Source organism: Nocardia transvalensis (assembly GCF_015477765.1).
GTDB classification, from domain to species: Bacteria; Actinomycetota; Actinomycetes; order Mycobacteriales; family Mycobacteriaceae; genus Nocardia; species Nocardia transvalensis_A.
In genome coordinates this window covers 175123-188299 of the sequence record NZ_JADLQQ010000012.1, presented here as the reverse complement: position 1 = coordinate 188299, position 13177 = coordinate 175123, and the positions used below count along the sequence as shown (strand labels likewise).

Annotated in this window: 13 protein-coding genes; 11 read left to right on the top strand and 2 right to left on the bottom strand. The window is 67.9% G+C overall.

From position 1 onward, the window contains the following. The first annotated feature begins 18 nt into the window (after positions 1 to 18). Together IU452_RS31090 and IU452_RS31085 are read left to right on the top strand one after the other, a co-directional pair. Complete coding sequence (locus IU452_RS31090) at positions 19 to 978, top strand: electron transfer flavoprotein subunit alpha/FixB family protein (RefSeq protein ID WP_195112765.1); 960 nt, start codon at positions 19 to 21, stop codon at positions 976 to 978. A 172-nt stretch (positions 979 to 1150) separates the two neighbouring features. After that, on the top strand, positions 1151 to 2593 hold the full coding sequence (locus IU452_RS31085; protein WP_195112764.1) for a M1 family metallopeptidase: 1443 nt from the start codon (positions 1151 to 1153) through the stop codon (positions 2591 to 2593). A gap of 1 nt (position 2594) precedes the next feature. Here the strand turns inward: IU452_RS31085 and IU452_RS31080 are convergent, their stop codons facing one another. Next, complete coding sequence (locus tag IU452_RS31080; RefSeq protein ID WP_195112763.1) at positions 2595 to 2981, bottom strand: DUF1707 domain-containing protein; 387 nt, start codon at positions 2979 to 2981, stop codon at positions 2595 to 2597. An 83-nt stretch (positions 2982 to 3064) separates the two neighbouring features. Here IU452_RS31080 and IU452_RS31075 point away from each other — a divergent pair, with 83 nt between their 5' ends. The 7 genes from IU452_RS31075 (at position 3065) to IU452_RS31045 (ending at position 9860) form a co-directional block, all read left to right on the top strand. Next, the gene (locus tag IU452_RS31075) at positions 3065 to 4012 is read left to right on the top strand and encodes an aminoglycoside phosphotransferase family protein (protein WP_195112762.1); all 948 of its coding nucleotides are present in this window, start codon (positions 3065 to 3067) and stop codon (positions 4010 to 4012) included. A 350-nt stretch (positions 4013 to 4362) separates the two neighbouring features. After that, entirely contained in the window at positions 4363 to 6018 is a 1656-nt protein-coding gene (locus IU452_RS31070; RefSeq protein ID WP_416382391.1) for a sensor histidine kinase, read from the top strand. After that, positions 6018 to 6428, top strand: a complete 411-nt coding sequence (locus IU452_RS31065) for a roadblock/LC7 domain-containing protein (RefSeq protein WP_195112760.1) — start codon at positions 6018 to 6020, stop codon at positions 6426 to 6428. Before IU452_RS31070 ends, IU452_RS31065 begins: the two co-directional genes overlap by 1 nt. A gap of 7 nt (positions 6429 to 6435) precedes the next feature. Then, positions 6436 to 6783 carry a DUF742 domain-containing protein gene (locus IU452_RS31060; RefSeq protein WP_195112759.1) on the top strand — a complete coding sequence of 116 codons (348 nt, stop codon included), beginning with the start codon at positions 6436 to 6438 and terminating at the stop codon, positions 6781 to 6783. Beyond that, positions 6758 to 7384 carry a GTP-binding protein gene (locus IU452_RS31055; protein ID WP_195112758.1) on the top strand — a complete coding sequence of 209 codons (627 nt, stop codon included), beginning with the start codon at positions 6758 to 6760 and terminating at the stop codon, positions 7382 to 7384. Before IU452_RS31060 ends, IU452_RS31055 begins: the two co-directional genes overlap by 26 nt. A 2-nt stretch (positions 7385 to 7386) precedes the next feature. Next, a complete protein-coding gene (locus IU452_RS31050) occupies positions 7387 to 8628 on the top strand; it encodes a cytochrome P450 (RefSeq protein WP_195112757.1) in 1242 nt (413 codons plus the stop codon). 8 nt (positions 8629 to 8636) lie between these two features. Continuing rightward, a complete protein-coding gene (locus IU452_RS31045) occupies positions 8637 to 9860 on the top strand; it encodes a cytochrome P450 family protein (protein ID WP_195112756.1) in 1224 nt (407 codons plus the stop codon). Between the two features lie 71 nt (positions 9861 to 9931). Here the strand turns inward: IU452_RS31045 and IU452_RS31040 are convergent, their stop codons facing one another. Then, positions 9932 to 10789: a LysR family transcriptional regulator gene (locus IU452_RS31040; protein ID WP_195112849.1), complete on the bottom strand. Its 858-nt coding sequence runs from the start codon at positions 10787 to 10789 to the stop codon at positions 9932 to 9934. Between the two features lie 112 nt (positions 10790 to 10901). On the opposite strand from IU452_RS31040, the gene IU452_RS31035 reads away from it, so the two are divergent. Together IU452_RS31035 and IU452_RS31030 are read left to right on the top strand one after the other, a co-directional pair. After that, complete coding sequence (locus IU452_RS31035) at positions 10902 to 12197, top strand: NAD(P)/FAD-dependent oxidoreductase (RefSeq protein WP_195112755.1); 1296 nt, start codon at positions 10902 to 10904, stop codon at positions 12195 to 12197. Between the two features lie 154 nt (positions 12198 to 12351). Continuing rightward, positions 12352 to 13002, top strand: coding sequence for a TetR/AcrR family transcriptional regulator (locus tag IU452_RS31030; RefSeq protein ID WP_195112754.1), 651 nt, complete (start codon positions 12352 to 12354; stop codon positions 13000 to 13002). Positions 13003 to 13177 lie beyond the last annotated feature (175 nt).

Below are 13177 nucleotides of genomic sequence, written 5' to 3'. Positions count from 1 at the left end.
ACTTCAGGAGATAGAAAAATGGCAGAAGTACTTGTGCTCGTGGAGCACGCCGAAGGTGCGCCCAAGAAGGTCACCACCGAACTGCTGACCGCCGCCCGCACCCTGGGCACCCCGGCCGCCGTCGTGCTCGGCGCGCCCGGCACCGCCGACAAGCTGGCCGACGCGCTGACCGCGGCCGGCGCCGAGAAGATCTACGTCGCCGAATCCGAGGACACCGAGGCGTTCCTGGTGACGCCGAAGGTCGACGTGCTCGCCGGTCTCGTCGAATCCGTTTCGCCCGCAGCAGTTCTGGTGGCCGCCTCGGCCGAGGGCAAGGAGGTGTCGGGCCGCCTCGCCGCGCGCATCGGCTCCGGTCTGCTGGTCGACGTCATCGCGATCAACGGCGACGGCTCGGTCGTGCACTCCATCTTCGGTGGCGCGTTCACCGTCGACGCCAAGGCCACCGGCGACGTGCCGGTGATCTCGGTGCGCCCGGGCGCCATCGAGGCCCAGCCGCAGCAGGGCGCCGGCGAGAAGGTGACCGTCGAGGTTCCGGCTCAGGAAGAGGGCGTCACCAAGGTGACCTCCCGCGAGCCCGTCGTCGGCGGCGACCGCCCGGAGCTCACCGAGGCCACCATCGTGGTCTCCGGTGGCCGCGGTGTCGGCAGCGAGGACAACTTCCACAAGGTCGTCGAGCCGCTGGCCGACGCGCTGGGTGCCGCGGTCGGCGCCTCGCGTGCCGCCGTCGACTCGGGCTACTACCCGGGCCAGTTCCAGGTCGGCCAGACCGGTAAGACGGTCTCCCCGCAGCTGTACATCGCGCTGGGCATCTCCGGCGCCATCCAGCACCGCGCGGGCATGCAGACCTCGAAGACCATCGTCGCCGTCAACAAGGACGAAGAGGCGCCGATCTTCGAGATCAGCGACTACGGCATCGTGGGCGACCTGTTCAACGTCGCCCCGCAGCTGACCGAGGCCGTGAAGTCCCACAAGGGCTGAGGCTCCCCGACGTTCGGCCCGTCGGACCCGATATCGCTTGTGCGACAAAGGGTTCGGCGGGCCGTTCGTGTTTTCCCCGGTCCGGCAACGCAATTCGAGATGCCGAAGTAGTTGAGGCGAGTTAAGCTTTCGATCGGAAATATTCCGTATGCCGCGGGGGAGGATCCACAGGATGGTCATCACTCGGAAGTCCGGCCGAAACCTGCGTCGGCAAACGTGTCTGGTGATCGCCGCCGCGCTGGTGTGCGGTCCGATCGCGACGGCCGGCGCCGAACCACCCACCGGCTCCGCGGGCATCGCCAACCCCACCGTGGGCTCCCCCGGCCTCGGCGACCCGTATTACCCGATGGACGGCAACGGCGGCTACGACGTCGACAACTACGATCTCGCCATCGATTACGACCCGCCGACGCACACGCTGACCGGCAAGGCGACCATCACGGCCAAGGCCACTCAGCTGCTGACGGCCTTCAATCTGGACTACAAGGGGCCCGACGTGACCGGCGTCAGCGTCAACGGCATGCCCGCGAGGTTCGATCGCAACGACGACCACGAGCTGACCATCACCCCCGCGGTACCCCTGCTGCCCCTGCTGCCGTTCACGGTCGTCGTGGACTACTCCGGTGCGCGCACGGAATCCGACGAAGGCTTCTACTACACCCCGGACGGCGGCGCATTCGTCTCCGGTCAGCCGCACGGGGCACCGCTGTGGTACCCGGTCAACGACACACCGACCGACAAGGCCACCTACACCATTCACACCACTGTTCCCCAGGAATGGGACGTGGTGTCCAACGGCGTCCGCACGCAGGACGAGGTGACCGGCGACCGGCGCACCGTGACGTGGCGGATGAACACGCCGATGATCAGCTACCTGTCCACTGTCGCCATCGATAAGTTCACCTATCTCGACCAGCAGCGCGCCAACGGCACCCCCTTGATCAGTGCGTTCGCGCCGGGGATGGAGGATCGGCGGCATCTGGAGCAGCGCCTGCCCGAGATCCTGGACTTCCTCGAAGATCTGTACGGCCCTTACCCGTTCGAGGCCGGTGGCGGCACGTACATGTCCAACGACATCAAGTTCTCCCTGGAGACGCAGTCGCGGCCGGTGTATGCGGGGTGGGCGAAGAAGCTCGACGTCGTGGTGCACGAGAACGCACACCAGTGGTGGGGCGATTCGATGTCGATCACCCGCTGGTCCGACATCTGCATGAACGAATGCTTCGCCAGCTACACCGAGGACTTCCTGTGGCCCGAGCGCAAGGAGGGCGCGAACCCCGACGACCTCTACCGGACGGCCCTCGACAAGATCGACACCAGACGTCCCGAGCACTGGCAGATCCCGCCCGGCAACCCCGGCCCCGGCAACGAATTCACCTCCGTCTACGACCGCGGCCCGCTGTTCCTGCACGCGCTGCGCCGCACCATCGGCGACGAGGTGTTCTTCCCGGCCATCAAGGATTGGGTGCAGAGCCACCGCAACGGCAACAACACGCTGCCCGATTTCGAGAAGTTCGTCGAGCAGCGCTCCGGCCGCAACCTCGCGGATTTCTTCGACGCCTGGCTGATGCAACCCACCAGGCCCGCCGACCGGTACCTCTACCCCGCCTCCTGAATCACCGTCGATTCGTAAGGATGCCGATGGCGGTCGGGATGCACAGCGCCAGCCCCCAGGGCACCTCGACCCAGAACGGCCAGAAGTAGCCCATGCCGGTGGCCAGCCAGATCACGATGCACAGGATGTTCACGAACACCCACGGCGTCCACATGATGTACACCCACTGCGGCACCCGGCCCGAGGGCGATTTCGGTCGCGAATCCCGATGTGCCGGAAGGTCGGACAGCAGCGGTGTCAGTTCGCCGTAGGTGCGCGCGGCGTAGACCTGCTTGATGCGGTCGTCGAATTCGTGCAGGGTCAGCCGACCCTCGTCCATGGCCAGCCGCAGGCGTGCGACGATCTTCTCGCGATCGGCGTCCGACGCCCGCAGATTCTCGTTCCCCACAGGGTCAGCGTAGGACCACCCGACGGTTGTCGCGCAGGAAATTCGGTTGCCCCCGGCAGGCACCCGACGCCAGGCTCGGGCGCATGCCGATCACCCTGCCACCCGATGTGGTGAACAATATCCGCGGCGTCTTCGACGAGCGCGGCGAGCGCTGGCTCGCCGACCTGCCCACTCTGGTGGAAAAACTGTGCGGCACCTGGGATCTCGAGCTGATCGGCGAGGCCTTCGGCGGCGGCACCCACTCCTTCGCGGCGCCGGTGCGGCGCGGCGACGGTTCGGTGGCGGTGCTCAAGGTTCCGGTGGTCGACGAGGAGAACATCGGCGAGGCCACCGGCCTGTTCTGCTACCACGGGGACGGCGCGGTGCGGCTGTACGACTACGACACCGCCAGCGGGGCGCTGCTGCTGGAGTGGGCGCGTCCGGGCACCCCGCTGCTGCACCAGCCCGGCTTCCCGAGCCTCGAGGGATACCCGGACAACGTCGACAAGATCGAGCTGGCGTGCCGGTTGTATCGGCGGCTGCGCCGGACACCGGACGGCATTCCGGACGGATTTCCGCCGCTGCCCGAGGCGGCCGCGATGGTGGCGGGCTGGACGAGGTGCTTCGGCTCTCCCGAACCCGAACTGGCCCGGTTCGTTCCGGCATCGCTGCTGGACACCGCGGTCGGCCTGTGCCCGGCGCTCGCCGCCCCCGACGGCCCGCCGCTGATCGTCAACCGCGACACCCACCTGGGCAATATCGTTGCCGCCGAACGGGAGCCGTGGCTGCTGATCGATCCGAAACCCTATCTGGGCGAGGCCGCCTTCGACGCCGGTTTCCTGATCATGATCCAGGTCCAGTCCGATCCGACGCGAGACCATGCCGCGCGTGTCGTCGCCCGGACCGCCGCCGGGCTCGATGTCGATCCGGACCGCGCACGCGCCTGGGCCTTTCTGCGCGCCATGGAGGAGATCGACTGGACACTCCACGACGAGGATCCGGCACTGCGACATCTGAACCTGGCGGTTGCGCAGGCGCTGGCCCCCGCGTGAGCCCTCGACCTCGGGATCTAGTTCCCGGCAACGCATTTGCTCGCCTCCGGCCGGACACGCCCCGGCCACGTCTGTGTAACGAAAAGGTCGCTGCCAGCCGGAATTGCTGCTAATGTTTTGCCGTCGTCGCGTGCCGGGGTGTTCGGTCCTCGGTCCGGCCGGTGCGGCCGCCAAATGGCCTGTACGGTAAGCGCTTCGAGGACTCCTGGGCGGCGGATCCCGCCTGCGGGAACTCCGGCCCTGCGACGCTGCTGTCATCCGGCCGTGGTGACGTGTGGTCGGCGAACTGAGGAAGGACGAGGCGGCCGGGCTGCCGGCGACGAGGGAACCTGATGAATCAATCTACCGCCGTGACCATTTCCTGGATCCTCGCCGGTGTTGCCTTACTCGCCGTTGCCGCGGCGCTGTATGCGCTCTACTACGTGCAGCAACAGCGCGCCCGTGCGGCCCGCACCGAGCGCGATCTGCGCGCCCGGCTCGCCGATATCGAGCAGGCGATGCATGCCCGCGAGGACGAATTCGCCCACGCGCTGCGCACCCGTGAGGACGAATACGAGCACGCGCTGCGCACCCACGAGGACGAGCTCGAGCATTTCACCTCCACCACCGCGCCGTATGTGGCCGATGCCGTGCGCCGGTCGGACGAGCGGGTGGAACTGCAACTCGGTGGCGGCGACCGGTTCGCCCAACTGCTGCAGGCGCTGGCCGACCGCTACGCCGAGGATCTGCGGACCATCGCGGCAGAGACCGCCGAGCAGGTCCGGCAGGAGGCCGAATACGAGGCGCAGCAGGCGATTTCCCACGCCGAGGCGGCCGTGCGCGGCGAGGTCGAGACCGCCTCGCGGGAGGCGACCAGCGCCGCGGTGCGCGCCTTCGGCACCTCCGTGGTCAGCCTGGGTGCCGACGTCAGCCAGGTGGTGAGCGCCGCGCTGCGCACGCACCGCGGCGACGAGGTGTACGAGACGCTGACCCGCATCGACCACAGCGTGCAGCAGATGATCCGCCAGGCACAGTCGTATGTGATCGTCTGTGGCGGTCTGCCCGGTCGGCGCTGGCCGCAGCAGACCCTCACCGATGTCGTCGGCGGTGCCATCGGCCGTGTCCGCGACTTCACCCGGGTGCGCCCGCATCAGCTGGACCGGGTGGTCATCAGCCGTGCGGTCGAGCCGCTGGTCCACACCCTGGCCACCCTGCTGGACAACGCACTGCGCTACTCGCCGCCGACCTCCTTCGTGGACGTCGGCTTCCAGGAGGGCCACCACGGCGTCACCGTCATCATCGACGACGCGGGCGTGCGGATGAACGCCGAGCAGATGGAGGAGGCGCGCCAGGTCCTGGCCGGGGAGAAGGTCGTGGACATCCACGCCCTCGGCCCTGCTCCCCGCGTCGGCTTCCCGGGTATCGCCGCGCTGGCCCGCCGGTACGGATTCACCGTCTACATCGACGGCCCCAACGCTTACGGCGGTATGCGCGCCATGGTGTACATCCCCGAGGGCCTGCTCGCCCAGCCCGTCACCCAGCAGGCGCCCGCCGCCGCTCCCGCACCGGCCGAGATCTCCGCTCCCGCAGCGGTTCCCTCGCTGGCCGAGGCCTCCGCTCCGGCGGCCGCCTCCGCGTCCACCGAACTCACCACCCCGGTAGCGGTTTCCGCGCCCACGGAGCTCACGAGGCCCGTCGCGGTTTCCACCCCCGCGGAACTCACCCGGCCCACAGCCGTTCCCGAGCCCGCGGGCGATCCGACCCCGACGACCGTCTCCGCTCCCGTCGTACCGGTGAAGCCCGTGCCGGAACCGGCCGACAACGCGGAGGAGCAGTCGACTGTGCACGAGATCACCCCCGGCGGGCTGCCGCGGCGACGCCGCCGGACGGTCGCGGTCTCCACGCTCTCGCGTGGTCCGCGCACCGAGACCGCACTTCCCCGATCCGATATCGCCGCCGCGTGGCACAGCGGCTCTCAGAGTGGCCGCGCCGCCGCATACGAACACACCGAAGGGATGACATCCTGATGGGCACACCCGTGTCGGCCGTTGCCGACGGCACCAACAAGCTGGCCTGGATGCTCGAGGACCTGGCTGTTCCCGGCGTCCGGTTCGCTGTCCTGCTGTCGGAGGACGGCCTGCGCATCGCGCATTTCGGCGAGATCTCCGTCGACGACGCCGAACGATTCGCCGCCGCCGCCTCGGGACTGCGGTCCCTCGGCAAGGCGCTGGGCGAATTCGCGGGTCCGGCGAATTCGGTGCGGCAGAACATGACCGAATACGACAACGGGATGATCTTCATCACCGCGGCCGGTGACGGCGCGCTGATCGGGGTCTCCACCACCGCCGACGTGGACGTCAGTCTGGTCGCGCACCGCATGAACGAACTCGCCGCACGGGTCGGCCGCGAACTCGGCGCCCTGCCCCGCCAACGGTAGTCGCGCCATGCGGCACCGACGTGATCCCGACCTGGTCCGGGCCTATGTGCGCACCGGTGGGCGCTCGCGTGCCACCCGGGAACTGGACCTGGTGACTCTGGTTCTGGCAGCGCGGGATCCGGCGCCGGGCATCGGTCCGGATGCCCGCCGGGTCGTCGGTGTCTGCAGCCGGCGCGGCGCCCTGTCGATCGCCGAGATCGCCGCCTATCTCGACCAGCCGCCGTCGGTGGTGAAGATCATCGCATCCGACCTCCTCGACAGCGGCCACCTCGTCGTCCCCGCCCCCGCAGAACCGATGCCGGAACTGGCCCTGCTCGAGGAGGTATTGAATGGGCTCCGCGCTCTCGCCGTCTGAGCGCCTGACCGCCCCTACCGACCGCACCGTCGACTACGTCCCCGAGACCGTCACCCGATCGGTGAAACTGTTGGTGGCGGGCAACTTCGGGGTCGGTAAGACCACCTTCGTGTCCAGCGTGTCGGAGATCCGGCCGCTGCGCACCGAGGAGACCATCACCGAGGCCAGCGTCGGCGTCGACGATATGGCCGGGCTGCCCGGCAAGGTGACCACCACCGTCGCCATGGATTTCGGCCGCATCACGTTGAATCCGACGCTGGCGCTGTACCTTTTCGGCACTCCCGGGCAGCAACGGTTCGTCCCGCTGTGGGAGGAACTGGCCCGCGGTGCGCTCGGTGCGCTGGTCCTGGTCGACACGCGGCGCATCGAGAAGGCCGACGAGGTGCTGGCCACGCTCGAGGAGCGCGGCGTGCCGTATTCGGTGGCGGTCAACGAATTCGAGGGCGGACCCCGCTATCCGCTCGACGAGATCCGCGACGCCCTCGATCTCACGCCCGACACCCCACTGACCGCACTCGACGCCCGCGAACGCGCGGGGTGTGTGAACTCGCTGATCACTCTCGTCGAATTCCTGTTCCACCGTTCGGAGTCTCGACTTTGACCATGCCGTTCGACCCGGCCCAGTTTCGAACCACTCACGGCTCGCCGATCGATACCGACGGGCCGCGCGTGCCGATGTACACCGAGGAGTTCGCCGCCGACCCGCATGCGATCTATCGCGAGATGCGCCGCAGATACGGTTCGCTGGCTCCGGTGGAGCTGGCCCCGGGCGTGCCCGCCACGCTGGTGATCGGCTACCGCACGGCGGTGCGAATCCTCAACGACCCCGAGCACTTTCCCGCCGATCCGCGCATCTGGCAGCGGAGCGCCCCGCCCGACAGCCCGGTCATGCCGATGCTGGAGTGGCGGCCCAATGCGTTGCGCAGCGCGGGGCTGGAACATCTGCGCTACCGGCAGGCCAATGTCGCCGCGATCAACAAGGTCGACCTGCATGCGCTGCACAGCGTGGTCGAACGGATCGCAATCCCGCTCGTCAACAGCTTCTGCGAGGACGGGACCGCGGAACTGGTGAGCCAGTTCGCCTTTCCGCTCGCCTTCGAGGCCATCAACGTGATGCTCGGCTGTCCGCCCGAGATCGGGCAGCGCATCGCGGAGGGGCAGGCCGCCATCTGGGACGGCATCAATGCCGACAAGGGCAACCAGATGATCAGCGAGGCGATCCTGGAGCTGGTGGAGCTCAAGCGATCCGAGCCCGGCGACGATATCGTCTCGCGCTTGATCGCCCATCCGGTCGCGCTGTCGGACGAGGAGATGCTGCATCAGATCGTCACCCTCTACGGCGCGGGAATCGAACCGGCGCAGAACCTCATCACCAATGCGCTGCGGCTGGTGCTCACCGACGAGCGTTTCGCGGGCGGCGTGCTCGGCGGGGCGCTGTCGACCCGCGACGCCCTCGACGAGGTGCTGTTCACCGACCCGCCCGGCGCGAACTACTGCGTCAGCTATCCCCGCCAGCCGATCCTCATCGACGATGTCTGGTTGCCCGCCCACCAGCCGGTCGTCATCAGCATGGCCGCCTGCAACAACGATCCGGCGGTCGGTGCCCGCGAATATATCGATAACCGGTCCCATCTGGCGTGGAGCGTCGGCCCGCATGCCTGCCCCGCCAAGGCGCCCGCCTATCTGATCGCCCAGGACGCGATCGATCAGCTGCTCGACGCGCTGCCGGAAATGCGGCTGGCCGTTCCCGTGGAGCAGTTGCAGTGGCGGCCCGGACCGTTTCACCGTGCGCTCTCGGCGCTGCCGGTCGTCTTCCCCGCGAGTCCTCCGTTGACTGTCTGGTAAGGAGAAACGTGTCCAGCAAGCCGATCGTCCTGGATCCCACCGGTTCGGATATCCAGGGCGAAATTCGACGACTACGCGAGCGCGGGCCGGCCACCCTGGTGGAGCTGCCGGGCGGGATTGCGGCATGGTCGATCACCGACACCGCACTGCTCGAACGCCTGCTGACCGACCCGCGCGTCTCGAAGGATCCCCGCCGGCACTGGCCGGCGTTCATCAACGGAGAGATTCCGCCCGACTGGCCGCTGTTTCTGTGGGTGGCGGTGAACAACATGTTCACCGCCTACGGCCCGGAACACCGCCGGCTGCGCAAACTGGTCGCGCCCGCGTTCACCAACCGGCGCACCGCGGCGCTGCAGCCGCAGATCGAGGCGATCGTCACGGATCTGCTGGAGGCCCTCGCGGCCGTTCCCGCCGGGGAGGCGGTCGATCTGCGGGAGGCGTTCTGCTTCCCGCTGCCGATCCGGGTCATCGCCGAACTGATGGGCGTGCCCGACTCGCTGCTGCCTGGGCTGCGTCAATGCTCCGACGGGGTCTTCGACACCACGCTCAGCCCGGAGGAGTCGCAGGCCAATTACCTGGAGCTGTACCGGATTCTGGGTGAGCTGGTGGCGCTCAAGCGGGCCGAGCCCGGCGACGATATGACCAGCCTGTTGATCGCGACCCGCGACGACGACGACGGGACGCAGCTGAGCGAGCAGGAACTGATCGACACCCTGCTGCTGGTGATCAGCGCGGGCCACGAGACCACGATCAACCTGCTGGATCAGGCGATCTTCGCGGCGCTGACCCATCCGGAGCAGCTGGCCGCGCTACGGGCCGGTGACGTGCCGTGGCCGAATCTGATCGAGGAATCGCTGCGGCACGAGACCGCCGTCGTGCACGCGCCGCTGCGCTACGCGGTCGACGATATCGAGGTCGACGGCCTGCGCATCGCCAAGGGCGACCCGATCATCGTCTGCTGGGCCGGGCCCGGGCGGGACCCGAAGGTGCACGGCGACACCGCCGAGGCCTTCGACATCACCCGGGAGAACAAGAACCACATGGGCTTCGGCTACGGCGCCCACCACTGCCTCGGCGCACCCCTGGCCCGCCTGGAAGCGAATGTGGCGCTGCCGAGGCTGTTCGAACGATTCCCGGAGATGCGGCTCGCCGAGCCTGCGGAAGAGTTGGGTGCGCTGCCGAGCTTCATTTCGAACGGGCATGCGCGGCTGCCGGTGTACCTGACCGAGTGAGGTGGGGTCCCGGCCAAAAGCGGCCGGGAAAAGGAGGGCGGGACCGCCGGGAAGAGGGGCGGCTCCGCCCCTCACGCGCTGTGCAGCGCCGCCAGGAGGGTCTCCAGGATCGGGGAGCGTCTGGCGTCGCTGCGCAGGACGGCCGAGACCGGGATACGCAGGGGGCGGCCCGCGAGCCGGAGGGTGGCGATGCCCTCGGTCTGGCTGTCGGCATAGAGGATGGTCCAGGCGTCGGGGCGGTTGATCAATTCCATGGTGGCGGTGTGGTCCGGCGGGATCGGCGGGCCGAACGTGGGCCGGGTGGGCAGATCCGCGAATGCCTTGCGGACCACGTTGTGCAGCAGCACCTGTTCCTGTTCCGGCGGCAGTAGCAGCGGGTAGTCCCCCAACTCGGCCAGCGTCACATCATCTCGTCCCGCCAATGGATGCGCGGTCGAGGTGGCGATGACAAGGTCCTCCACCCACAGTTTTTCGACACTCAGACCGGGCTGATCGACGCTGCCCCTGATGAGAGCAAGATCACAATCGCCATCCGCGACCGCCGCGATGCGCTGCCGGAACGGCTTGATGACGAACTCGATCTCGGCCCCCGGATGCGCCTCCCGGGCCCCCGCGATGGCAGAGAGTGATCTTGTTGCGAAAGACATGTTCGCCGCCAGGCGAATCCGTGGCCCGGATGCCCGGACAGCTGCGCGGATAGCGGATTCCAGACTCAACATCTGTTTCGCAAGGGGAAGTAGCCGAGTAGTAGCGTCGGTCGGCACAACCGATCTTGTGGAGCGCTCGAAGAGCTGCACACCAAGATCATGTTCGAGCCGGGCGATCTGATGACTGATAGCCGATTGCGATATGAAGCAGCGCGTGGCGGCACGACTGAAGCTCAGCTCCTCGCACACCGCCACGAAGTAGGTCAGCTGCCGCAGTTCCATCAAGATCTCCAATTCATGAGCGATCCAGATAAGAGTCATCTGAATTATGCGCCCTGATCCCTGGAACATCCGCATTCCGAATCGCGGTTACTAATGACAGAAGGAGGCTGTCATGGACTACGTGGACGCGGGAATCGAAACCGCTGATGTCGTCATCGTCGGATCGGGCTTCGGCGGACTCGCCGCCGCGAAGCAGCTGAACAAGTCGGGGGTCAACTACGTCCTTATTTCGAGCACGCCGGAGCACCTCTTCCAGCCGCTGCTGTATCAGGTAGCGACGGGTGTGCTCCCCGCCACAGACATCGCCCCGCCGATCGCGCAGGTGCTGCGTCGGCACAAGAATGCACAGGTGCGGGTCGGCACGGTCGTCGACATCGACGCCGACGCCGCGGTGCTCACCTACGAGACCGCGCAGGGGCCCCGCAAGATCCGCTACGGCTCGCTGATCGCCGCGACCGGCGCCAGCCAGTCCTACTTCGGCCGGGACGATTTCGCCGAGAAGACCTATTCGCTCAAGACCATCGACGACGCCAAGCGGCTGCGCGCGCAGATCGAGCGCGTCTTCACCGAGGCGGCCACGGCCGATCCGAAGACCCGCGAGCGCCTGCTCAGCTTCGTGGTCGTCGGCGCGGGCCCCACCGGCGTCGAGGTCGCCGGGCAGCTGAAGGAGCTCGCCAAACGGCACTACCACCAGGAGATCTCGGTCACGCTGGTGGAGGGCGCGGGCGCGGTGCTGCCGCCGTTCGGCGGAAACCTGTCGCAGTACGCGCGGGAGTCGTTGACCCGCAACGGTGTCGAGGTTCTGCTGGACACGTTCGTCACCGATATCGAGGCGGGCAAGGTCACGGTGAAGAGCAAGGACGGCGTGGAGCACGGCATCGGCGCCGAGACCGTGGTGTGGTCGGCGGGCGTGCAGGCGGGCGGCTTCGCGAAGCTGCTGGCCGAGGCCACCGGCTGCGAGACCGACCGCGCCGGGCGGCTGCTGATCAACCAGGACTGCACCGTGGGCGGTCACGCCGACATCTTCGCCATCGGCGATATGACCTCCCTCAACGGCTACCCGGGCCAGTCGCCGACCGCGATGCAGGAGGGCCGCCACGTCGCCGACATCATCCGCGGCAAGAAGCCGGCCGGCACCCCGTTCGTCTACTGGGACAAGGGTTCGATGGCGGTGATCAGCCGGTTCAGCGCGGTCACCAAGCTCAACGACAAGATCAAGTTCACCGGCACCATCGCCTGGTTCGCGTGGCTGGCGGTGCACCTGTTCTACCTGGTCGGCTTCCGTAACCGGTTCGCCGCGGTGTTCTCGTGGCTGGTGGCGTTCATCGGGACCGGACGGCCGGGCTTCACCGAGGTCGAGAAGAAGACCGCGGCCACGCCGCGGCCGGAGCATCGACAGGCCGCCTGACGAACAAATGACAGCCGAGGTCCTCCGGTGCTCGCGGGCATCGGAGGGCCTGTTCGTATCACGCCGCGCTGTCCACCTCCGGGTCCGTGTGCGGCCCTGTGAGCCGAATCGATCGATCTGCAGACTACCCACGCGGACGCGTTAGGGTGAGGGCATGGTCGTTGCCGAGGGTTCCACGCGGCGGCCGCGTCGCAAGGATGCCCGGGACAATCGGGACCGGATCGTCGCGGCCGCGCGGCGCCGGTTCAGCGTGGACGGGATAGACGCCTCACTCAATGCCATCGCCCGCGAGGCCGGTGTCAGCATCGGCACGCTCTACAACCACTTTCCCACCCGCGAGGCCCTGATCGACGAGTCGCTGCTGGAGTACGTCCAGGACTCCGTGCGCAGCGCCGAGGAGGCCCTCCGGTCCGCAGACCCCTGGGAAGGAATGGTCGGCCACCTCACCTACATGGCCGAACTGCAGGCCACCCATCGCGGATTCACCGATCTGTGCGTGCGCACGCTGCCCGCGGACGTCCCGATCGAGGCGGTGAAGGCCCGGGGCAACCAGCTGTTCCACGAGTTGATCCTGCGCGTGCAGGAATCGGGCGCGCTGCGCTCGGACGTCGACGTCACCGACGTCGGCCTGCTGCTGTGGGCCGTGGTGCGGGCCACCGACGGCGTGCGCGAACTCGCCCCCGATGCCTGGCGCCGCCACCTGGCCGTCCTGCTCGACGGCCTGCGCGCCGAGGCCGCGCACCCGCTGCCGGGTGAGCCGCTCGACGGCGAAATTCTTCGCACGGCAATCACCTTGGCCCGCTGAACCCGCTCTCCCACAGTGTGGGCACACCGCTGCAAGATCGAGAGAGAACTCGTAGCAATGCTGCTAATCTGAAACAATCGTCGATCACGAGCGGTACTCGTGCGTGCTTCGTGCTGTCGGCGAAATCGCCTGTCGCGCAGGAAGTGTGAGGTGAACAGTGGTGGTACCGGCGTCG

Excerpts from the sequence above, each read along its gene's own strand:
- IU452_RS31090 (WP_195112765.1), top strand. The coding sequence starts at position 19 with ATGGCAGAAGTACTTGTGCTCGTGGAGCACGCCGAAGGTGCGCCCAAG.
- IU452_RS31085 (WP_195112764.1), top strand. The coding sequence starts at position 1,151 with ATGGTCATCACTCGGAAGTCCGGCCGAAACCTGCGTCGGCAAACGTGT.
- IU452_RS31075 (WP_195112762.1), top strand. The coding sequence starts at position 3,065 with ATGCCGATCACCCTGCCACCCGATGTGGTGAACAATATCCGCGGCGTC.
- IU452_RS31065 (WP_195112760.1), top strand. The coding sequence starts at position 6,018 with ATGGGCACACCCGTGTCGGCCGTTGCCGACGGCACCAACAAGCTGGCC.
- IU452_RS31060 (WP_195112759.1), top strand. The coding sequence starts at position 6,436 with ATGCGGCACCGACGTGATCCCGACCTGGTCCGGGCCTATGTGCGCACC.
- IU452_RS31055 (WP_195112758.1), top strand. The coding sequence starts at position 6,758 with ATGGGCTCCGCGCTCTCGCCGTCTGAGCGCCTGACCGCCCCTACCGAC.
- IU452_RS31050 (WP_195112757.1), top strand. The coding sequence starts at position 7,387 with ATGCCGTTCGACCCGGCCCAGTTTCGAACCACTCACGGCTCGCCGATC.
- IU452_RS31040 (WP_195112849.1), bottom strand. The coding sequence starts at position 10,789 with ATGGAACTGCGGCAGCTGACCTACTTCGTGGCGGTGTGCGAGGAGCTG.
- IU452_RS31035 (WP_195112755.1), top strand. The coding sequence starts at position 10,902 with ATGGACTACGTGGACGCGGGAATCGAAACCGCTGATGTCGTCATCGTC.
- IU452_RS31030 (WP_195112754.1), top strand. The coding sequence starts at position 12,352 with ATGGTCGTTGCCGAGGGTTCCACGCGGCGGCCGCGTCGCAAGGATGCC.